Annotated in this window: 20 protein-coding genes and 1 pseudogene; 15 read left to right on the forward strand and 6 right to left on the reverse strand. The window is 43.3% G+C overall.

Annotation, left to right across the window (positions count from 1 at the left end; genetic code table 11):
- Positions 1–171 precede the first annotated feature (171 nt).
- Both AC0VYE_RS07085 and AC0VYE_RS07090 read left to right on the forward strand, forming a co-directional pair.
- Positions 172–729 (forward strand): GbsR/MarR family transcriptional regulator, encoded by a 558-nt coding sequence (locus AC0VYE_RS07085; RefSeq protein ID WP_339207472.1) that lies wholly within the window; start codon positions 172–174, stop codon positions 727–729.
- A gap of 233 nt (positions 730–962) precedes the next feature.
- Complete coding sequence (locus AC0VYE_RS07090; protein WP_475446944.1) at positions 963–2,168, forward strand: alpha-D-ribose 1-methylphosphonate 5-triphosphate diphosphatase; 1,206 nt, start codon at positions 963–965, stop codon at positions 2,166–2,168.
- Here the strand turns inward: AC0VYE_RS07090 and sspI are convergent.
- Positions 2,162–2,395 carry a small acid-soluble spore protein SspI gene (gene sspI / locus AC0VYE_RS07095; protein ID WP_144376885.1) on the reverse strand — a complete coding sequence of 78 codons (234 nt, stop codon included), beginning with the start codon at positions 2,393–2,395 and terminating at the stop codon, positions 2,162–2,164. The two genes, AC0VYE_RS07090 and sspI, sit on opposite strands and share 7 nt — an antisense overlap.
- A 79-nt stretch (positions 2,396–2,474) precedes the next feature.
- Between sspI and AC0VYE_RS07100 the strand changes: the two genes are divergently transcribed.
- A complete protein-coding gene (locus AC0VYE_RS07100; protein WP_076271060.1) occupies positions 2,475–3,197 on the forward strand; it encodes a potassium channel family protein in 723 nt (240 codons plus the stop codon).
- A gap of 8 nt (positions 3,198–3,205) precedes the next feature.
- Positions 3,206–4,030, forward strand: coding sequence for a TrmH family RNA methyltransferase (locus tag AC0VYE_RS07105; protein WP_475446946.1), 825 nt, complete (start codon positions 3,206–3,208; stop codon positions 4,028–4,030).
- Between the two features lie 69 nt (positions 4,031–4,099).
- Here AC0VYE_RS07105 and AC0VYE_RS07110 read toward each other — a convergent pair whose 3' ends face one another.
- Positions 4,100–4,636: a superoxide dismutase family protein gene (locus AC0VYE_RS07110; protein ID WP_475446948.1), complete on the reverse strand. Its 537-nt coding sequence runs from the start codon at positions 4,634–4,636 to the stop codon at positions 4,100–4,102.
- A gap of 112 nt (positions 4,637–4,748) precedes the next feature.
- Between AC0VYE_RS07110 and AC0VYE_RS07115 the strand changes: the two genes are divergently transcribed.
- On the forward strand, positions 4,749–5,219 hold the full coding sequence (locus tag AC0VYE_RS07115; protein ID WP_475446950.1) for a GNAT family N-acetyltransferase: 471 nt from the start codon (positions 4,749–4,751) through the stop codon (positions 5,217–5,219).
- A 23-nt stretch (positions 5,220–5,242) separates the two neighbouring features.
- On the opposite strand, the gene AC0VYE_RS07120 is transcribed toward AC0VYE_RS07115, so the two are convergent.
- Positions 5,243–5,737 carry an LURP-one-related family protein gene (locus tag AC0VYE_RS07120; RefSeq protein ID WP_475446952.1) on the reverse strand — a complete coding sequence of 165 codons (495 nt, stop codon included), beginning with the start codon at positions 5,735–5,737 and terminating at the stop codon, positions 5,243–5,245.
- A 40-nt stretch (positions 5,738–5,777) separates the two neighbouring features.
- Positions 5,778–6,197, reverse strand: a complete 420-nt coding sequence (locus AC0VYE_RS07125; RefSeq protein ID WP_475446954.1) for an NUDIX hydrolase — start codon at positions 6,195–6,197, stop codon at positions 5,778–5,780.
- Positions 6,198–6,335: 138 nt separating this feature from the next.
- Between AC0VYE_RS07125 and AC0VYE_RS07130 the strand changes: the two genes are divergently transcribed.
- The 9 genes from AC0VYE_RS07130 to AC0VYE_RS07170 all read left to right on the forward strand — a co-directional run bounded on the left by AC0VYE_RS07130 (position 6,336) and on the right by AC0VYE_RS07170 (position 17,635).
- On the forward strand, positions 6,336–6,479 hold the full coding sequence (locus AC0VYE_RS07130; RefSeq protein ID WP_475446956.1) for an RAxF-45 family protein: 144 nt from the start codon (positions 6,336–6,338) through the stop codon (positions 6,477–6,479).
- Positions 6,480–6,585: 106 nt separating this feature from the next.
- Positions 6,586–8,508: a ribosomal protection-like ABC-F family protein gene (gene abc-f, locus AC0VYE_RS07135; protein WP_475446958.1), complete on the forward strand. Its 1,923-nt coding sequence runs from the start codon at positions 6,586–6,588 to the stop codon at positions 8,506–8,508.
- A gap of 391 nt (positions 8,509–8,899) precedes the next feature.
- On the forward strand, positions 8,900–9,643 hold the full coding sequence (locus AC0VYE_RS07140; protein WP_475446960.1) for an alpha/beta hydrolase: 744 nt from the start codon (positions 8,900–8,902) through the stop codon (positions 9,641–9,643).
- Positions 9,644–9,804: 161 nt separating this feature from the next.
- The gene (locus AC0VYE_RS07145) at positions 9,805–10,821 is read left to right on the forward strand and encodes an HD-GYP domain-containing protein (RefSeq protein ID WP_076271007.1); all 1,017 of its coding nucleotides are present in this window, start codon (positions 9,805–9,807) and stop codon (positions 10,819–10,821) included.
- A gap of 175 nt (positions 10,822–10,996) precedes the next feature.
- Complete coding sequence (locus AC0VYE_RS07150; RefSeq protein WP_339207479.1) at positions 10,997–12,799, forward strand: sensor histidine kinase; 1,803 nt, start codon at positions 10,997–10,999, stop codon at positions 12,797–12,799.
- A 30-nt stretch (positions 12,800–12,829) separates the two neighbouring features.
- Positions 12,830–14,167, forward strand: a complete 1,338-nt coding sequence (locus AC0VYE_RS07155) for a response regulator transcription factor (protein ID WP_076271009.1) — start codon at positions 12,830–12,832, stop codon at positions 14,165–14,167.
- Positions 14,168–14,273: 106 nt separating this feature from the next.
- Complete coding sequence (locus tag AC0VYE_RS07160) at positions 14,274–15,197, forward strand: carbohydrate ABC transporter permease (protein ID WP_475446964.1); 924 nt, start codon at positions 14,274–14,276, stop codon at positions 15,195–15,197.
- Complete coding sequence (locus AC0VYE_RS07165; protein WP_076271011.1) at positions 15,194–16,066, forward strand: carbohydrate ABC transporter permease; 873 nt, start codon at positions 15,194–15,196, stop codon at positions 16,064–16,066. The genes AC0VYE_RS07160 and AC0VYE_RS07165 overlap by 4 nt, the downstream gene beginning before the upstream one ends.
- Positions 16,067–16,177: 111 nt before the next feature.
- Positions 16,178–17,635 (forward strand): ABC transporter substrate-binding protein, encoded by a 1,458-nt coding sequence (locus AC0VYE_RS07170; protein ID WP_076271012.1) that lies wholly within the window; start codon positions 16,178–16,180, stop codon positions 17,633–17,635.
- A 66-nt stretch (positions 17,636–17,701) separates the two neighbouring features.
- Here AC0VYE_RS07170 and AC0VYE_RS07175 read toward each other — a convergent pair whose 3' ends face one another.
- A complete protein-coding gene (locus AC0VYE_RS07175; protein ID WP_256711064.1) occupies positions 17,702–17,899 on the reverse strand; it encodes a YiaA/YiaB family inner membrane protein in 198 nt (65 codons plus the stop codon).
- Between the two features lie 60 nt (positions 17,900–17,959).
- Positions 17,960–18,181: pseudogene (locus AC0VYE_RS07180) on the reverse strand (YiaA/YiaB family inner membrane protein); the annotation flags it as partial.
- Positions 18,182–18,626: 445 nt separating this feature from the next.
- Between AC0VYE_RS07180 and AC0VYE_RS07185 the strand changes: the two are divergent.
- On the forward strand, positions 18,627–20,576 hold the full coding sequence (locus AC0VYE_RS07185) for an AraC family transcriptional regulator (RefSeq protein WP_475446966.1): 1,950 nt from the start codon (positions 18,627–18,629) through the stop codon (positions 20,574–20,576).
- Positions 20,577–20,722: the final 146 nt, after the last annotated feature.

The following is a 20,722-nucleotide window of genomic DNA, read 5'->3' on the forward strand; positions in this document are numbered from 1 at the left end:
GTGAGACTCTGTATATTACGTACAGTTATAACTTTACGAACTTTACATACTGTATACTCTGGATAACTCCCTTTTTCGTATCAAACGTGTTCTTTACATATGGATGGTCATTTGATTACAATAATTGATGTAAGAATGATAGGGGGAAAGACACTCCTCAGGAGGAACGACATGAATGAGCTTGCAGCATTAACAGATGAGCAGCTAACCAAGCTGCATAAAGCAAGGCGCCGCGTCATTGAATCAATAGGTGAAAACATGGACTTGTACGGCATTACGTTATCCATTGGTCATTTGTACGGCAATATGTACTTTAATCGTGAGCCAGTTACACTTGATGAGATGAGCCAGACGATGGGCATGAGCAAGACTTCAATGAGTACTGGCATGCGTACGCTGCATGATCTGAAGATGATAAATAAAGTATGGGGTAAAGGCTCAAGAAAAGACTTATATGAAGTAGAGCCGAACTGGCATCAAAACTTTACTGACTACTTCTCCATTAAATGGAGAAAAGCTGTCGAGCAAAATATGAGTGCCCTAAACCGATCAATGAAGGAAATTGATGCTCTAAAGCTTCAATACGAAAGCGAACAAGCTTTCCTTGATGTGCTTGATAATGATACACAAAAGATTGATGAGGCTTTAAAATATTACAAATGGCTGGATCGTTTAATCGATTCTTTTGAAAATGGAGATATTTACAAGCTAATACCTCTTGAAGAATAAAATGAGAAACGAAAGGCAACGCTTCTTGCCTTTATTATGCTTCAAAGCCGCGAGGAATTATTCTTGCGGTTTTTTTGATTGTTTCGAGCATAATATAGAAGCTTTAGATCTGTATAAAAGAGGAATTAATGTCTTTTTTACAAATATCAAGGATCTAACTCCTAGGTATGTTTTTCTAAGTAAAATATGGTAAAATCATTACAATCATTTTAGAGCGGGGGAAGTGTATATCGATGGATAATCGCTTGAGAGCCAGCACTGAGCCTATAATCATTACGAACGGAAAGATCGTTTTGCCTGGCCAAATGGCTGACGGGGCAATTGCTATTATCGATGGGCGAATAACTGCTGTGCTGCACGATGAACTCGCAATCAGCAATTGGATAAAGCTGCACCCCCAGTCTATAAACATAGATGCGAAGCAGCAATACATCCTTCCAGGTCTAATTGACATTCATTGCGATGCGATTGAGAAAGAAGTGCAGCCGCGTCCCAATACATTGTTTCCTTTGGATATGGCATTGCTGGAGTTTGAACGGAAGCTGCCTGTGCATGGCATAACTACGATGTATCATTCATTATCGCTTGGCGTAGGGCTTAGTTTGCGAGGAGATCATTTGCTAACGGGGATGATTGAGCATATTAACAGCTACCGCAATAAACGATCGATGATTCGCAATCGTATACATTTACGCTTTGAGGTATCACATTTGGCAGGTATGCCCATAGTTGAACGGTTTTTGAATGAGAAAGCGATTGATTATTTATCGTTTATGGATCATTCACCTGGGCAAGGCCAATATCGTGAGCCCGGCTCTTTTGAGCGTTATGTAATGAAGAATCAGGGTGTAGGCGTCGTAGAGGTACGTGCAATTGTTGATAATCTCATTCAGCAAAGGCAACTGGTAAACGGTGACCATTTGAAGAATCTGAGCAAGCTAGCAGCTAAAGCTGGCATAGCCGTTGCCTCACATGACGATGATTCGGTGGAGAAGGTAGATGAGTCGCTTGATTATGGGGTTTCTGTCTGTGAGTTTCCAATTAATATGGTTACGGCAAAATATGCTTCTAAGCGAGGGCTTCGTGTTTGTGTAGGTGCTCCTAATGTTGTTCGAGGTGCGTCTCATGATAACAATTTAAAGGCGGTCGACGCAATTGCTGCTGGTGCTGCCCATATTTTATGCTCAGACTATCATCCATCTTCTATGCTGGCAGCTGTGTTTAAGCTTGCAGATGAAGGGATTGCCGCTTTGCCAGCTGCGGTACGGATGGTCTCATTACATCCAGCGCAGGCATTGGGCGTGGATGGTGACATTGGTTCCATAGAGCTTGGCAAAGCAGCGGATTTAATTATTGTGGATCGTTATGATGGCCTGCCTTGGGTAACAACTACCATTATCGGAGGCCAAATTGTTTATTCTGCAGCTGTGCGTTACTGAGACGGATTAGCATGCTCAGAATGATGAAGATGCCTATATAAGGAATCAACCATTCGCTCTTGCTCTAGCTCAGTGGATTGCTGCCAGATCATCTCAAAAAGTACACCAAGCCCCGGCAAAGCACGCTCATCCGCGCCAATTGAGTCTTCAATGACTTCCGATAGATCTTTCGCAGAGTTATCCTGCACACGCATAACGATCGCTTGACGCAGATCAATTTCTTTCAAACTAAACAGCCTCCTGCCCATTGGGATTTACTTATTTACTATGTCCAGTGCATGCTTCTTTCATCCGAATGAGCAAGCTATGGTATACTGTCTAAATAACTGCAGCAATCATCCGCGTAAGGAGGATTATGTATCGATGGCAAAGAAGCAATACGCAGTAATTGGAATGGGGCGTTTTGGCTCCAGCATTGCAAAAGCTTTGACAGATATGGGCTTTGAGGTATTAGCTATTGACTCGAACGAACAGCGAGTACAAGAAGTCGTTAATTTTGTAACTCATGCGGTATCCGCTGATTCAACGGATGAGGAAGCGCTTCGAGCGCTCGGTATTCGGAATTTTGATGTTGTTGTCGTAGCGATAGGACAAGACATTCAGTCAAGCATTTTGACGACGCTCATTTTGAAGGATTTAGGAGTAAAAACGTTAATCGTCAAAGCTCAAAACGAGCTTCATGGTAAAGTTGTAGGCAAAATTGGTGCCGATAAGGTCGTTTTCCCCGAACGGGATATGGGCCTGCGCGTTGCGCATCATCTTGTGTCACCTAACATTCTTGATTATATCGAGATATCAGACGATTACAGCATTATTGAGATTAAAGCTCCCGAGCCAATGATTGGACAAAGCTTAAAGAAGCTCGATATTAGGGCGAAGTATAAATGTAATGTTATGGCTATCAAAACAGGGTCTACCATGAACATCGCTCCATATGCAGACGACTTAATTGGCAGGGACGATATTCTTGTTATTGTAGGTAAAAACTCAGATCTAACAAATTTAGAAATTGCATATTCGGAAGGTTAAATCAAACGATGAATGAAAATTTTGATTCTTTGCTATCATCTGTACAAAATGACAGAGTCAAGCAGTGGGCATCGCTGCTAGACAAAAAATACCGTGATCGCAGCGGCCAATTCCTAATAGAAGGCGTTCATCTCGTATTGGAAGCGCTGAGAGGTACAGCAAAAGTTACGACGATAGTTTATGATGCAGAACGTGGTATTCCCGGAGAGCTTAAGCTGGAGCGAGAAACGAATGATACGGATGCGACACTCGGTTTAGAGTGGGTTCAAGCTTCTCGATCGGTCATGTCAAAATGCACAGGAACGGATACGCCTCCACCTGTATTTGCTATTTTGTCAAAGCTGTCCGTACATAAAGAGGCATTATATCGCAAAAACGGGCTTGTCGTTGTGCTTGACGGTGTACGAGATCCTGGAAATGCAGGAACGATCATCCGCAGCGCGGATGCGGTTGGCGCAGATGCTGTTATTTTGGGCAAAGGCTGCGTGGACCTCTACAATCCGAAAACCGTAAGATCTACGATGGGTTCTTTATTCCATCTGCCCATTATAGAAGCGGATTTAAAAGAACTGCTGCCCGAAGCGAAAGAAAAAGGCATGAAGCTTATTGGGACAAGCCTGCAAGCAGAGCATACCTGCTATGGCTACGACTGGACACAGTCAACATGGCTGCTGATGGGAAGCGAATCAGAAGGACTGTCTCCTGAAGTCCTCGCGCTCGTGGACGAATCGGTCATTATTCCGATGGTTGGACAAGCAGAGTCGTTAAATGTTGCGATGGCAGCTACGGTTTTGCTCTATGAAAGCTTGCGTCAGCGGGCTTATAACAAATAAATATCGAGATCAAAAAAAGGCTGTTACAAGGTTATTTCCTTGTGACAGCCTCTCGTTTTTCACGCTAGCTTATTGGATAACTCCGCAAGCGATACGATTGCCAGAATTTCCGGATGGGTCGGTAACATAATCATCTTCTTTTTCATGGATGATAATGGATGTGCCGCCGTCCTTTAATAAGGAATTTGGTTTGCCTTTCAAGAGCGTCACATCGCTGCTTACAATATCAGCCTTCACTTTACCGTCGGCATCTACCGTAATATTGGGGAGGTCTCCGTTATGGTAGCCTTTTGGATTGTTAAAGCCATGCTGCTTATTCACTGGATTGAAATGAGCTTCAGCTGTTTTGAAATCAGGAGTATCGCATTTGCCCACGCTGTGAAAGTGAATACCATGCTTGCCTGGAGCAAGCTTCTCCGCTTCAATGTGCAAATATACTTTGTCAGCTTTTTGGGTGAGCTGAGCGGATCCAATATGCTCACCTTCGCTGTTAATTATAGTGACAAGTACTCCAGCAGGTTCAGCATTTGGATTTGGATGTGCTGATACAATTCCAAATGTTTGGGTCAGGAATAGCAAACAGACTAACATAGATATTTTTCTCATCGTATTCTCCCATTCATCATGTTTTTGTTTTGACCGCATAGAGAACGGCAATATGCTTATAGTGTGCAAAACGATTACTTTTATACATAAAAATCCAGCTGGAGGAATGAGTATGAATATTAGAAGGTTCCTTGAAGAGGATATTAGTGAGGTTGTTTCCCTATTCTATGAAACGGTGCATGAAGTAAACAAACAACATTATTCACAAGAGCAGCTTGATGCTTGGGCTCCACAAGATGAGACAGACCAAAAAATCGAAGCTTGGAAGGAATCCATGGTTCGAAATATTACTTTTATCGCTGAGAACAGCGGTCAAATTGTAGGATTTGCTGATATGACATATGGAGGGGAGCTGGATAGAATGTATGTCCATAAGGATTATCAGAGAAGAGGCGTAGCTTCAGCCCTATTGAAAAAACTTGAAGCTGAAGCTGGTCGACTAGGGGTAAATGAGATAAAAACAGATGCGAGCGTAACAGCAAAACCATTTTTTGAACGTCATGAATACCGGGAAGTCGAGTCACAAGACGTGGAACGGAGAGGTGTGAAATTAAACAATTTTAAAATGATCAAAAAGCTGTAAAACTACTCATACGTAGAAGAATACTATGTAGCTGCTGTGTTTGTCGCTTCCTTCTGAATGCTATGAACACCCATCACGACTGCAATAAGCTCATAGCTATTAAGCTCGGTTGAGAGATTGTGGAGAACGAAGGCTCCCGACTGGAGCCAAGTGCTCGTTTTTTCAAAGGAAGCAACCTCTTTCCCTGACGTATCCATGATCGAATAAACATAAGAGAAGGCAGGAGATTCAATTTGAAAAAGACCTCGCTCCCCGGCGTCGTATTCATATCGTTTGCTGAAAAAAGTAAATCTGGTTCTCAGCACACCAACTATTGAATCTGCGGCGTCACGAACTTCCCATTTACTAGAGAAAATACGGAATTTTCCACTGTAGAGGAGTCTATGGTCGGAAGCATAAACTGACAGCGTCGCACTGAACATGCTTTGTAAGTCTATAGTTCCAACAGAGGCTCCATTTGCATCCATAATCGTTGTTTCACCAGCACTAAAGAAGTTGTCTTTAAAATAAAGCTCCACTTGAATACCACCTTTCCGTTTAAGAATAAGGAATGTCCGGCTAGCCAAATATATTTTTTACAAACGGAGTTACGGGCATATCTATTAAATCACGCATAGGAATCCACTTTGCGCCTAACGAGTCTTGGCCATCGCCATCCGTTTTTAGATTGAATGTATCATCTACTAGGTTTACATCATAAATAATGCCGATATGATGCATCTCTTCTAATTTATCCGCTTTAAATGGCCAGATCAGCGTATATGACATTGTCGTTTTGATGGTGCCAGTTAACGCTGTAATTCCTGTCTCTTCTTCAAACTCTCTAATGAGTGTTTGATCAGGCTCTTCTCCAAATTCAATTGACCCTCCCGGGAAATCCCACTTCCCTGTATGCGGCCCTCTGCCTTTTTTGATGAGCAATACTTTATCGTCTTTCCTCAAGACGCCGTACACCCCAAGATGTGTAAATCTATCCATATATAAGCCTCCTTCACAATATCATCTTCGACATCATATATGCTCACTCCTTGTAAATACAAAAATTGGTTTGGCTATTGCAATAACACTTGCCCTTATGTTATTTTAAAAAGAATGAATGAAAGGGAGGTGAAGTAGGTGAATCACGAAATGGTCAATAACCGTATTAGCCAGCTGCCGATTGCTATTGCTGGCATTGTTCATACATTTTCCGCGAACGGGAGAGGTCTGTCCAATTATGCTCATACGATTAAACCATTCGCGAGAAGACGCCTACTTTAACCACTACGGATAGCTTTACCATCCGAAGGGTCGCAGGCTTGTTGCTGCGGCTCTTTTTTTGTTGTGTTTGAGAGTCAGGGTCTTCATCTAACAGGAGGCTCTTCACATGATTATTGTTAATATACAGGAAATAAAGAAATACCACGCCGCAAATCTGATATTTGATGGACTAACGGTGCAAATACAAGCAGGCGAGAAGATCGGGTTGATTGGCCGCAACGGAAGCGGAAAATCGACATTGCTTCGCCTAATTTCAGGTCATGATCAGGTAGATGAGGGAATGCTTACGGTACAGAAGGAGCTGGCAATCGGATATTTGCCGCAGACACCTGCCGAATTTGATAAGCTGACCGTGTATGAAGTTTTGGCTTATGGCTATCAAGACTTAATGGCGTGCAAGCATCAGATGACGCAGATGGAAACAGAGATGTCGAGTCCGCAAATGCTTGCTGATTCAGCTGCTTTGGAGCGTTTGCTTAAAACATACTCGCTGGCTCAGGAAAGGTTCGAGAGAAGCGGCGGTTATGAGATGGATACGGCAATTGAGCAGGTAGCAACGGGCTTGCGTATCGACCGAGCTGTTTATTCACGAAGCTTTGGCAGCCTGTCCGGCGGTGAGAAAACGCGGATTGCACTTGCCTCCCAGTTAATTGTCCGACCGGCTTTGCTGCTGCTTGATGAACCTACGAATCATCTGGATTTGCGGGGGATGGAGTGGCTGGAGCAATTTATTCAGCAATATGATGGCGCATGTGTCATCGTGTCGCATGATCGTTATTTTCTTGATGAGGTGTGCTCCAAAATAATCGAGCTTGAGGATGGTACAGCACAAACCTTTCTTACAAACTATAGCGGATATGTGAAGGAGAAAGAGGAGCTTCTCTTGCAGCAGTTTGCGAATTTTCAAGAGCAGCAGAAGCAGATAAAGAAGATGAAGGAAACGATTAAGCGCTTGGAGGAATGGGGGCGTATCGGCGACAATGAGAAGTTTTTTAAACGCGCCGCTTCCATGCGCAAAGCTTTGGAAAAGCTGGAAATGATTAAACGACCGGTTCTTGATCCGAAGACAGCTGATTTCGAGCTTACAGCGCTTGATCGCTCTGGACGTAAGGCGATTACCTTTGAGAATGTGACTAAACAATTCGGTGAACGGGTTATTTTGGAAAACGCTGAGGGCAGTTTGTTCTATGGTGAGAAGGTTGTGCTGGTCGGGGACAATGGGTCAGGCAAAACGACGCTGTTTAAGATGCTGCTTGGAGAGCTTCAACCAGATGATGGACAGCTAGTCTTAGGAGCTCGCCTTCATATCGGGTATTTGGCTCAAGAAGAGAAGGTTAATGATAAGCAGCTCAGCGTACTTGAATTTTTTAAAACGGAGGGCGGTTTAGAAGAAGGCGAGGCAAGGAATATTCTGGCTAGCTATTTGTTTTACGGAACAGATGTATTTAAACCACTTCATTTGCTGTCAGGCGGGGAATGGTCACGCCTTCGCCTCGCGCTGCTTATTCGCAAAAAACCGAATTTATTGCTGCTGGATGAGCCAACGAATCATCTTGATGTCAGCTCTCGCGAGGCGCTGGAGGAAGCATTGGAAAACTATGATGGAACGGTGCTGGCGATCTCGCATGATCGGTATTTTATCAATCGGCTGGCTAAACGAGTTTGGGAGCTTAATGAGGGAGCCATTCACACTTACTTGGGCAATTACGATGACTTTAAGTCAAAGCGGAAGCCTTATAAAACGAACGAGAGTATTGTTACCGTTAAAACGGATCATGTTGTTCGAGATCCGAGGCAATTAGCTAACCAATCAAAGCCGAAACATGGTGGAAGAGTGGAGCGTACGAAGGAGCAGCTAGAACATGAGATTGCGAGGCTTGAAGCAAGTCTGCTAGAGGGCAATATAGAAATGGAGCAAATCGCGGCAATGGGTGATCCAGCTGCGCTTGAATCCATTTGGAATATGCAGGAGGAACGGCAAAAGCAGCTGGATCAGCTAATGGAAGTATGGTTGAACTATAATTCATAAAATGCTTCTACGCTAAATATAACATGCTGTTATGTGTAACCCATGGTGAGATTCTCGTTTTGTAATGGTTGTAGTACATTGTAGTTAACCATTTTATGAGAATCTCCCTTGGGTTATTTCTTTTTTTTATGTGCAGCTAGCTGCGTTCACGATTTCAGTCGCTAGACGTATTGTTAATTAAAATTACAGGATGTATGATTATTTTGCTATATAAATAAGGTTAAGCAGGTGGAAAATGGTAATAAAGGCAAGAAGGTTTATTTTGAATATATTTCTTGTGAGTATGATATTGTGCAGTCTTTTAACGAATTCCGGTTGTACTGCAGCCACTAGCGAAAATAATGCCGTGTCCTCGAAAGCTCTTCCAGCAGCACGTGTGGAGAAAAGGACGATGAACAGTGAAGCATTACATAAAGATATGAAACTGCAAGTTTATTTACCTGCTGGATATACGGAAACCGTTGACTATCCTGTCCTTTATTTGCTGCATGGTCGAGGTGGTAATGAGAAAACGTGGAATAAAGATATGAATGTGTCCGATAAGGCAACACAATTGATCAAGCTTCAGAAAATCAAGCCATTAATTATAGTGATGCCTCAGTATGACAACAGTTATGGCACGAATTACGCTGATCAAACGTATTCCGAGGATGGACGTCAATACGGACGATATGAGGATTACTTGATCAAGGATTTGATCGGATATGTGGATTCCCATTACAGTACGATCGCCGATAGAGAAAGTCGATATATTGGAGGACTCTCCATGGGCGGCTTTGCAGCGTTGTTTTTAGCATTTACGCACCCGGACTTATTCAGCAAAAGTGGTGGACATAGTCCAGCCATGTTTATGGATTCTACGGAGAAGTTGGGCTGGTTATTCAAAGATGAAGAAATGAGAAAGCGGACAGATCCGCTTTATCTTGTAGACCAGCTGGAATTGAAAAATTTAAATATTTATTTGGATTATGGTAATAAAGATATGATACATGTTATTAATTCTACTGATCAATTGTATGCAAAGCTTAAAGCAAAGGGCATCGATGTACAGTTCCAAACCTCATCTGGCGGCCATGACCGTAATTACTGGAAAGCGAATACAGATCAATATTTAATGTTTTATGCTGGATTTTAAGATAGCTGTACAGGACTTGATTCTGAAAAAGCCAACGGATTAGTTTTCCTAATCCGTTGGCTTTTTCTATATATTCTCATCTTTCTAATTTTAATAGACCCTTCCTAAATAAGATATGGTAAACTAAAAGTTGGAAACGTCAAGTCCGAGGGAGTGAAGTCATGGAACAGTTGATCGGGAAAAAAATGAAATATGATATTTTGAACGCTTATGGCGTTACGATTGTACCTGCTGACTCTGTTCTGACTCGTGAATCAATACAAATATTAATAAACCATCGGATAGATTTATCATCGATTGCCCTTGCTTATGAGGATAAGCCGATTCAGCAATCAAGCATTCAAATTGGTGAGCTTGTTCAGCAAACGGTTAATATCTCAAAAGAGCTCTTTGAATCGATATTAGTATCACGTAAGGTCCCGTTAATGGAGATTCGCAATGAGGTGCTGCCTGCTATTTTGCAGCTATCCAAAAATCAGGATATTTTCGAATTATTCGAAGCGGTGAAAGCCAAGGATGATTATGTATATGAGCATAACGTAGGCGTGGGCGTCATATCGACGCTTATCGGAAGATGGATGAATCTGGACAATTCAGAGCTTTCGATTTTGTCGCTTGCTGCTACCCTGCATGATGTTGGCAAAGTAAAGCTTCCGTTAGAGGTTTTAAACAAGCCGGGCAAGCTGAATGAGGTTGAATTCCAATTAATTAAGAAGCACACCATTTACGGTTATGAGCTGCTCAAGGGTACGACGGGCTTAAGCCTCCGAATCGCTCGTGTTGCGCTTCAGCATCATGAACGCGAGGACGGGAACGGCTATCCACTCGGACTGAAAAAGGAAAATATTGATTTATTCAGCTCTATCGTAGCAGTTGCGGATATTTTTCATGCGATGTCCTCCAAGCGTCCTTATCACGAGCCATTATCCTTTCATGAAATTGTTAATCAGATGACAGATGGGAAGTTTGGCGTTCTTAACCCGCAAATTATCTCGGTATTTATTGAAAACCTGATGAAGCGATTAGTCGGCAAACAAGTGCTTCTGACCGATGGCCGAGAAGGCGAGGTCGTGTACATCAATCCGCACAATATTGAGACGCCTCTTATCAAGCTGGCAGATTATTTCTTGGATTTAAGCCAGGAGAGAAATATACATATAAAATCTATTATCGCTTAAAATATACCATCCTAAGTGCTGCTAACCAACATCTGTTGACTAGCAGCATTTTTTTGTATGAAGTATGTGTATTTCTACGATTTTGCTCCATTGCCCCTTTTGAAAAGGGTAGATCTAGCCACTCTGTTTGGCTGTTTTTTTTGCTATAGTACAATTATTAACCGGAGGTGCCTGCATGCGATCGGGTCTTAGCAATCCTTTGACAAAATTGAACATAAAGCAGCAATTGATACTTTTGTTTCTTGTGATGGTGAGTCCGATTTTTCTACTGCATTGGTACGGCAATATGAAAGCAGAGCATTTGCTTAAAAACCATGTGACGAGCGCATATGTGGAGCTCATTAAACAAAACGATACCGTCATTAATCGTGACATGGATACGATCAGCAAAATAACGACGACGATTATTCAAAATCCAATTACGCAGCAGCTTGTCCCTACAGGGGCAGAAACGGTGATTGAAAGAGTAAGGAAATACGATAAGGTCGACAAGCTGCTTGCGAGTAATTCGATTCCCCTTAATGGAGGAGAAGCCGTATATTATTCGCTGTATATTTATGACCCGAATGATTACTATTTTTTTGCGCCGAAGCGTCAGTTGACACAAACCGGGGTTTATTTTTTCTCCGATGCAGAGAAGCCAAGCTGGTACGATGATGCGGTCAGTTATAAGAGCAAAGGTTACATGGAAATTATTGATTCAAATGTAGGGTTATCGCAGATCAGCACGCTTGCTTATATTCGTGCCGTCAGCAATGTATCTATTGGAAACGGTATCATTGGCGTTTTGGTCGCAACAAAGATGGATATGAAAATTAGCGAATCGCTGAAATCCGTTTCACTGCCAGACGGCAAGATCATGTTTATGGATTGGTCGAATCGCGTGCTCGCAGCAACTGATTCAAGTCTGATGGGGAAGACGTATGTACTGCCGCCTGCAACAGAGATTAAGGATGGGATGGAAGCGGTGGGCACTTTTGATGTCATGACCTCTGATTACATCTATGTGGTCAATTATAACCGCAACTTGAACAATAAACTTGTCTATCAAATTCCGATCAGCTCGTTATTAAAGCAGCAAAGCGAGCTCAAGCATGTCATTCAGCTCATTTCTATTGCTTATATATTGTTCGGCTGCGTTGTTGTTGTTTATTTCTGGCGCTCGCTTATGACGCCTCTTCAGAAGCTGGCGCAGTTTGTTCGCACCTATGAGCCAGGCAGGCTAGTGCCGGAGACGCCGGGAAAAGGCCGGAATGACGAGGTCGGCGTACTCTTTGCCGCTTTGTATGACATGGCCCGCAGGCTGAATGTGCTTATTCATTATAAATACCATATGGACATCAAGCAGAAGGAGTCGCAGCTTCAGCTGCTTTACCAGCAAATTAATCCACATCTACTGTACAACACGCTTGAGAGTATTTACTGGAAGAGCTCGCTTGAAGGCAATACGGAATCCGCAGAAATGATTAAGGACTTATCGAAGCTGATGAAAATTGGCCTAAGCAGAGGGAGAGAGCTCATTCCGCTGGATGAGGAGCTTGAGCATGCATCCGCTTACGTCAGCTTGCAGCAGAAGCGATACAAATATGAGTTTCAAGTGCACTGGAACATTTCCGATGCCGCAAGAATGATTATGATTCCGAAAATATCGCTGCAGCCGCTTATCGAAAATGCGATTATCCATGGCGTTAAATTTATGGGCGAGGATGGCGAAATCCAAATTTCGGCCGTAGTTGAGGGCGAGCGAGTTACGATCAAGGTGGAGGACAACGGACATAAGGAAGTTGATTATGCCTCAATTGAGCGTTTATTAAGCAATGACAAGTCGGATCATAGTTTAGGTTATGGGATTCGTAACATCCAACAACGAATTCAGCTTCATTTTGGCAATGGATATGGAATGAGCTACAAGCGCGGGGACAACGGCGGCACGACGGTGACGATTATTTTGCCAACGAGCTATGATGAGACAAAGTGAGTATTGGAATGCTGACGGGGAGGATTATAAATGTACAATATATTGATCGTAGATGACGAGCCTTTAATATGTGAGGGTTTATGCAGTTTATTGTCTGCTTCCGGCATTAGTTTAGCAAATGTTTATATGGCACACAGCGGATATGAAGCGCTCGATTATTTGAGAATTGAAGAAATTGACCTGCTGATCACAGATATTCAAATGGGTTCGATGAATGGAATTGAGCTAATGCATCAGGCTAAGCTGCTGAAGCCTTGGGTTCAGACGATCATCATTTCCGCTTATGAAACGTTTCAATATGCTCAAATGGCGATTCGACTCGGTGCAAAGGATTATATGATTAAACCGCTTAATAACGATCAATTTCTAGATTCCGTCCGAAATGTGCTGCTCAAAATGAATAAGCCTGCGGCAACGGAGGATCAGTTCTTATCCAAGCTGCAAGAGCATTTCCATATGGAGGAACCGCTCCCGAAGCGAACGGAGCTGTTTAATCAGCTGCTGTCAAGCTCCGAGGAGACACCCGAGGAAATTGCGAAGAAGCTGTATGAGCGCTACGCTATCAAGCTGACCGGGCCTTATTATGCGGTCATTAAGCTGCGCCTGAATTTATCGGATAAGGATCGGCAGATCCAAAGTAGGGATGCACTGCTGCTGCAATATGCTGCATTGAACATTGCGAACGAACTGCTTGATAAGGAATGGAATCATGTGGCCTTTTATTCCCCCAATCAGGAGATTAGTGTACTTATTCAATGGGATGAGAACGAGTTTGGAGAAGCAAGTGTCAACAAAATTAATCAATTGGATATGATCGGGCGCAGCCTCTATTACAACATTCATAAATTTATCGGGCTGCACTGTGTCATTGGCATTAGTCAAATTGTGCGGGGCATTGGTTTCGTAGGCATGCTCAGCGAACAAGCGCGCAAGGCGATCATGTGGAACCGTGAGCATCGTGATCATTATGTGTTTTATTACGGTGATTTTAATTGGAGCACCTATACGCAGGACCCTACTGCCGAAGAGCTAAGCGAACAGAATAGCCTCATTGTAGAGAAGTCGAAGGCATATATCGATCGCAACTTTGCTCAGAAGGGACTGACGCTGCATGAGGTCGCCCAAAAAAATCATGTCAGCCCGAATTACTTAAGCTATTTATTCAAGAAGGATACAGGCTATAACTTATGGGAGTATGTAATCAAGCTTCGAATGGAGGAGAGTCGGAAGCTTATTTTGTTTACCGATTTGCGAAGATACGAGATTTCGGAGCGCGTCGGCTACGAATCTCCTGAGCATTTTAGCAAAATATTTAAAAAATATTATGGGATGAGCCCAAGCGAGCTTAAGAAGGACGACAAGAAATAAGATGAAGTAAAAATAGCTATCATTGTCTTAGATTTGCACATTACCAGTTAGCCGCCTTGCTTCTAGAATGGTATAGAGCAATAGAAAAGAAATGAGGGAAACTCAGATGGAACAATCCGTTGTAGTAGGCGAGCCGCTCGATAGCAAGGTGCAGAGGAAGGCTGGCAGGTGGAAAAGACATATTTCGGGCTATTTGTTTCTGCTGCCCGCAGCTATCATTTTTATTTTATTTTTGTGGGTGCCAATAACGAAAGGCATTATTTACAGCTTTTACACGATCGATTTTGTAAAGGGAAATACGTTCGTGGGGTTTGATAACTACAAGACGATTTTTAACGATCCTGATGTATGGATTGGTGTCAAAAATACGCTGTATTACATGTTTTTATGTATGGTTATCGGCTTTTGGGTTCCTATTCTGTTTGCAATCGCAATATCAGAGCTGCGTCGCTTTCAAGGCTTCGTTCGCGTGGCGGCATATTTGCCGAACGTCGTGCCTGCTGTTGTGTTATACGGCTTATGGAGATGGTTCTATGATCCGGTAGGTCCGATTAACGGATTGCTGACGGAAGCGGGGCTTGACCAAATAGCCTTCCTAACGAATAGAAGCTGGTCAATGATTTCGCTTGTCGTCATGGAAACATGGCAGCAGTTCGGTTCAGGCATGCTCATTTATTTGGCTGCTGTTCTTAGTATCCCGCGGGACTGGTATGAGGCGGCAGAAATTGATGGCGCAGGCATATTCCGCCGTATCTGGCATATTACGCTTCCGTCGATTCGCGGCTTGATTCTGCTTCTGTTCCTCTTGCAGTTGATTGCAACGACGCAAGGTTTCCAATCTCAGCTGGCCTTGCTTGACGGCGGTCCGAACAAAGCAACGCTCACTTACTCGCTGTTTATCGTCAAATATGCATTTACGAAGCTTGATTACGGGGTAGCCTCTGCGCTGGGTGTACTTATGTTCGTCGTCCTTGGCGGATTGGCACTTTTACAATTCAGGCTGAACAACAGGGGGGCGAGCAAGCGATGAAGAGCTTAGACAGAGGGATATTATCCAGTCACGATTTGCGCAGAAATAAAAACAAGGTAGGGTTTCTGCTTATTATTCTTGTCATTATTGCAATGGTTGCCTCGATGCTTTATCCCATTGCTACTGCATTGTTTAACGGTTTGAAAGCAAACACCGAAGTGAACTCGTTTCCGCCGCACTTTTTGCCATCGGAGTGGCATTTCGACAACTACCGAACAGGCTGGAATTTTATTAATCTGCCGCAGTTTTTGAAAAACACGCTTATGATTTTTGGCGGCAACATGATTATGACCATCGTCGTGCTTGGTTTAGCAGCCTTTAGCCTCTCCAAGCTTAATGTTCCGTATCAGAAGGGAATCTACTTTTTTTTCATGATTACACTTTTTATACCGCCGAGCACTTATATCATTCCGAACTTTCTTAATCTGAAGGATCTTGGGTTGCTTAATACGTATGCGGCTTTCTGGCTGCCTGCCAGTGCGAGTGCATTCTATCTGCTGCTGCTTAAAAATTTCTTCGATGGTATCCATCATGAAATGATTGAAGCGGCTCGAATCGACGGCGCGTCGGATTGGAAATGCTTCAGCCTAATCGCGATTCCGCTTTCCATTCCTATTTTCTCCACGCTCGCAATATTTGTTTTCTCAACGGCATGGAACGATTGGTTCTGGCCTTCGCTTGTGATGCACAGCGATAAGAAATATCCACTTGCGACAGCCGTATATAAATACGTCATCAGTGCGCAAAGGCTCAATCTGAACATTCGTTTCGCGATCCTTACGATGGTGATGCTGCCGCCGATTCTCGTGTTTCTGGCGTTCCAAAAGTTCATTATGCGCGGACTTCATCTTGGCGGGGTTAAGGGATAAGCAGTTCGTAGACATACACATGATCGGAATAAGAATACACCTCGCCCAAATGAAAACGTCTCCTTTATGATGAGGATGTAGTGAAAATACGAATGGTGAAGGGGAATATCGATGCTAAAGAAAAACGTGGCAGTGTTGATTTGTTTGGTCATGATATGCTCAATTCTTGCGGCTTGCAGCGGTGGGAGCAAGGAGACCAACGATCCAAAAGAAACTGATAAACCAACGAATGCAGCGACAAACAATGCAGGCAGCAAGGAAACAGACCCTCCGAAGGAAGATATTAAAGACAAAAAAATTACGATCAGCATTTATTATCCATTGCCGGATCAGGTGGAGAACCGCAAGCTGGAAGATGACAAAATCAAACGTTTTAACGAGGTTTATCCTAACGTGGAAATCGTAAAAAGCGACTGGCACTACAACCCAAGCGAAATCGGCATCAAAATGGCAGCAAACGAAGCGCCGACATTTTTCAACACTTGGGCAACAGAAGCTAAGTTTTTGCAGGAGCGCGGCTGGGTAGCCGATATTACGGAGCTGTGGGACAGTTATCCATTCAAGGATCAAATCAACCCTGTGCTGCAAAGCCAATTTATCATTGACGGCAAGGTATTCGGAGTATCTCAGAAAGCCTATGTTACAACTACGGTTGTAAACAAGAAGCTGCTTGACGAGAAAGGTGTACCGATTCCATCGTATGACTGGACATGGGACGATATGTACAATACTGCGAAAGCAGTAGCTGATCCGAAGAAAGGTATTGCAGGTATTGCGCCGATGGGCAAAGGTACAGAAGCAGGCTGGAACTGGACCAACTTCTTGTTTGAGGCAGGCGGCGATGTTCAGACGATCGCTGACGGTAAAGTAACAGCAGCCTTTAATTCTGCGGCAGGCTTGAAGGCGCTAGAGTTTTACAACAAGCTTAGATGGGAAGCAAATGCAATTCCGCAGGACTGGGCACTTGGATGGGGCGATGCTGTCGGCGCTTTCGGACAAAGCCGTACGGCTATGGTTATAGCGGGAGCTGAGGGTGTACTTGAGCAAGCGCTCAACCAAGGCGGCTTGAAGCCAGAGGATGTATTGACATTCCCGATGCCGGCAGCGGAGAAAGGCGGCAAGCATACAGGCGTACTTGGCGGCGATTACCTCGTGATCAACCCAAATGCGACGAAGGACGAACAAGAAATTGCTTTCCGCTATATTACATTCGATTACTTTACCGATAAAGGTCTAGAGTCGCTTGAAACCGATATCCAAAAACGTCAAGCAGAAGGCAAATACTATATTCCGCCGCAAATGAACTACTACAGCCCTTCATCGGAATACGGTCAAAAAGCACAGGCTATATTTGATAAATACGATAACGTCTACAAATATAACGCTGAATCCGATTCTTTGCTTGACGGCAAACCTGAAGCGCAATACAACACGCAGGATTACTACGGCGAAGTAACGAATGTGCTGCAAGAGGTTTTCTCCAAAAAAGGTTCAGATCTTCAAGGCTTGCTCGACAAGTCTGCCAAGGTCGTGCAAGAGAAGTTTTTTGATTCTATTAAAGTCGAATAGCTAAACGGATTGATCGAAAGAAAGCCTCCCCAATTCATCTTTAAAGGGGAGGCTTTTTATTATTTTCTAGCTTTCTAAATCTTCTGTTTTCGTATGCACGCTGTCTTCTTCATTATCCCGAATGGTCTTTTGCAAAACGAGGCAAGAAACGATTAAGAAAGCACCGGCAATCGCGTAGTAGCCTTTGACATAAAGCGGCTCCTCTAGCGTGTAAATACCTATATATTGAGCGAGAATGGCAATGATAAAGCCGGCCCAAGCCATGAACGAAAAGGCGGAGGTATTGCGGCTTCTGTAGCCAGGGTTGTAGTCTTTGAGAAACTTATCCTCGTCATTGTCGCGCGCAACCTTCTGCAGAAGAAATGAAGTGATAATTAAAAGTATGCCAGTTACCGCGTAATACCCTTGCACAGACATTGGCTGTTTAAGCGTGTAAATACCAATGAATTCGAAGCCGCATGCTATAAGAAAAGCTGCCCAAGCCATGAAGGTATATGTTGGGGTATTGCGGCGGCGATAAAAATTTGCTGGTTTGCGTACTTGCATCGTTTCCATTTTTTCCATTTGAGAAAGCCTCCCGAATCGATTTGTTGTTCATGTCTTTAGTTTACATCATATGCCAAAACGCAAAAGTACCAACTTATTGTAGTACCAGGTACTAGGGCGTGACTGAAAACCCGTTCAGTGGCACCTTTCACCGCCTTTTCGCCCCCTGCTTCGTTCCGTCTGCTTGACGTACCCCGGTACGCCTTCACAAACGCGCCTTGCATGGAACGAAAATTCAGCAAAATTTGCTGTCTACAGAGTTCTCAGACATGCCCTAGTAAGAAAGGAATTGACAATGAGAATGGTTATCATTAGAATGCTTGTTAATATGCTCTGCAAGGAACCATACATAAAAGGCTGAACCATCATAATCAAGTAGTCGGCTTTTTCTTCGGTCGATCTGTGAGTAGCACAAAGTAAACGCTAGAGGAGCTGAACTCGGAAAGTGGAGTGGAATGATCTTATTAGGCTTTGGAACCATGCCTCTATTAAGGTGTTGGATGTTCGTCACCATAAGATGAAACTTGGCGATAGGCTGCAATCCTACCGTCTTCCAGCAAGCGGATTTTTATATACGACAATGGGCAGCGCAAATGTATGTTTGGACGGTCATCTATATAAGGCGGAGCGATTTCATGTGCTGCATGGGGGTAAAGGAATATGCTTGGATATAGATAAGCTGGAGGAGGATTTTGATTATTACTTAATCTTCTATAAAGCACTTATTCCGCATCCTTGCAGGCAGGAGATTTTATCACTTATTGAAAATAACAACCCGTTCCAAATGCAATATGGCTTCGCCCCGCAATACCCAATTTCGCTGTTTCGAATTGTTAACGTAATGGCACAAGAGTGGCAAATATCGCATTCTTTGGAGAGGTTTCATGTCAATACGTTATTTCATCAATTTGTTTATGAGGTATTCATTCAGCTGCAAAAGCAAGATGTATCTCTATCGAAGCCCGACCTAGCAGCTCAAGCGCTTCGATATATTCATAATCATTATATGGAGCCGATTACGCTTGAGCAGTTGGCGCAGACCTTAAGCTATAGCGCCAAAAACTTGTCCAAGGTGTTTAAAAAGGAAACAGGGCATAGTCTCATTGATTATGTCATTCAGGTGAGAATTGATCATGCGAAGGAGCTAATGAAAAATACAAGCGCGACCATTCAGGAAATTGCGGAAAGCGTTGGTTATTCCGATCGCTTATATTTCACACGGATATTCAAAAAGGTTGCTGGCGTTTCGCCAGGCAGGTATAAAGACAGTTTGAGAAATGCTAGAAGCGGGGCAAATCGTCTATATAGATCGAGCCGATTGTCCATTGTTCCAGGGAGGCTCCGGCGTTACAATGTGTATCGTTATGATAATCATTATCAATACAAAGGAGAGAGTCAATTGCCCATGTACAAAGGATTAAAATTATCAATGGCGGCAACCCTGTTGTTTTGTTTTGCTTTATTTATGAGTGCATGTTCTACGGGGACGTTAAATACTAATACGACAACCGTGGAATCAAAATTAACGACGAAGGGGGAAGCAGCTCCCTCCAATAAGCCGCAAACGGAGGCTCAGACTAGAGTAATCACAACGATAAAAGGTGATATCGAAATTCCTTCGCATCCCGAACGGATCGTTGTAGATCTGTACTTGGGCAGCTTTATTGCACTTAATGTCAAACCAATCGGAACGCCAGAATTGAATTTGAAAAATCCGTATTTTTCAGAGGCGCTTGCAGGTGTGGAGAATATTGGAGAATACGAGAGTGTATCGCTAGAGAAAATAATAGACTTGCAGCCGGATATGATCGTTACAGGAAATGAAGCAGCTTATGAGCAGTATAGCAAAATTGCACCGACGATCGTTGTTCCTTATGGCGAACTAAAAAATACGCATGAAGAATTGGCCTATTTCGGCAAATTGTTAGGGAAAGAGGCAGAAGCGGAAGCATGGTTAGCTGATTACGACCAGCGTATTGCAGCAGCCAAAGCAAAGGTTGAAAATGCCATTCCTAGCGATGCTGTGTTTTCAGTCATGCAGGATTGGGGAGGGAATACGGGCGTATTCGGCGATAATTTCGGCAGGGGCGGACAAGCAGTCTATCAAGCACTTGGACTTAAGCCGCCAGCTAAAGTAGCGGAGCAGCTGATGAAGGAGCAAATTGTTGAGGTTTCTGGAGAGAAGCTGTCTGACTTTGCTGGCGATTATATTATATTAACGTCTGATACGCTAACGCTTGCAGATTTGAAAACCGAGCCGATTTGGAAGCTGATTGATGCAGTTAAAAATGATCGCGTCTATATTTGGAGTAAGGAGCGCTCATGGTATTTTGATCCGATTGCTACGCTATCACAGACAGAGGAACTAGCTAATTGGCTCGCAGGTGCGAAATAAACGAATCGTCGAAAGCATGGATAGAGATAACAAAAGTCAGTTTTGTACAAAAAAATGGTGACTTTTGTCCATTGTCACAATGAGGATGGTATCCTAAACTTTAATAAGTGATAGTGATAATCAATATCAAAAAATAAATGGATCAT

The sequence above is a fragment of the Pristimantibacillus sp. Z349TD_6 genome (assembly GCF_056173205.1).

Bases quoted from the DNA above. Each gene is read 5' to 3' on its own strand.
- AC0VYE_RS07085 (WP_339207472.1), top strand. From the start codon at position 172: ATGAATGAGCTTGCAGCATTAACAGATGAGCAGCTAACCAAGCTGCAT.
- AC0VYE_RS07090 (WP_475446944.1), top strand. From the start codon at position 963: ATGGATAATCGCTTGAGAGCCAGCACTGAGCCTATAATCATTACGAAC.
- AC0VYE_RS07100 (WP_076271060.1), top strand. From the start codon at position 2,475: ATGGTATACTGTCTAAATAACTGCAGCAATCATCCGCGTAAGGAGGAT.
- AC0VYE_RS07105 (WP_475446946.1), top strand. From the start codon at position 3,206: ATGAATGAAAATTTTGATTCTTTGCTATCATCTGTACAAAATGACAGA.
- AC0VYE_RS07110 (WP_475446948.1), bottom strand. From the start codon at position 4,636: ATGAGAAAAATATCTATGTTAGTCTGTTTGCTATTCCTGACCCAAACA.
- AC0VYE_RS07115 (WP_475446950.1), top strand. From the start codon at position 4,749: ATGAATATTAGAAGGTTCCTTGAAGAGGATATTAGTGAGGTTGTTTCC.
- AC0VYE_RS07125 (WP_475446954.1), bottom strand. From the start codon at position 6,197: ATGGATAGATTTACACATCTTGGGGTGTACGGCGTCTTGAGGAAAGAC.
- abc-f (WP_475446958.1), top strand. From the start codon at position 6,586: ATGATTATTGTTAATATACAGGAAATAAAGAAATACCACGCCGCAAAT.
- AC0VYE_RS07140 (WP_475446960.1), top strand. From the start codon at position 8,900: ATGAACAGTGAAGCATTACATAAAGATATGAAACTGCAAGTTTATTTA.
- AC0VYE_RS07145 (WP_076271007.1), top strand. From the start codon at position 9,805: ATGGAACAGTTGATCGGGAAAAAAATGAAATATGATATTTTGAACGCT.
- AC0VYE_RS07150 (WP_339207479.1), top strand. From the start codon at position 10,997: ATGCGATCGGGTCTTAGCAATCCTTTGACAAAATTGAACATAAAGCAG.
- AC0VYE_RS07155 (WP_076271009.1), top strand. From the start codon at position 12,830: ATGTACAATATATTGATCGTAGATGACGAGCCTTTAATATGTGAGGGT.
- AC0VYE_RS07160 (WP_475446964.1), top strand. From the start codon at position 14,274: ATGGAACAATCCGTTGTAGTAGGCGAGCCGCTCGATAGCAAGGTGCAG.
- AC0VYE_RS07165 (WP_076271011.1), top strand. From the start codon at position 15,194: ATGAAGAGCTTAGACAGAGGGATATTATCCAGTCACGATTTGCGCAGA.
- AC0VYE_RS07170 (WP_076271012.1), top strand. From the start codon at position 16,178: ATGCTAAAGAAAAACGTGGCAGTGTTGATTTGTTTGGTCATGATATGC.
- AC0VYE_RS07175 (WP_256711064.1), bottom strand. From the start codon at position 17,899: ATGGCTTGGGCCGGCTTTATCATTGCCATTCTCGCTCAATATATAGGT.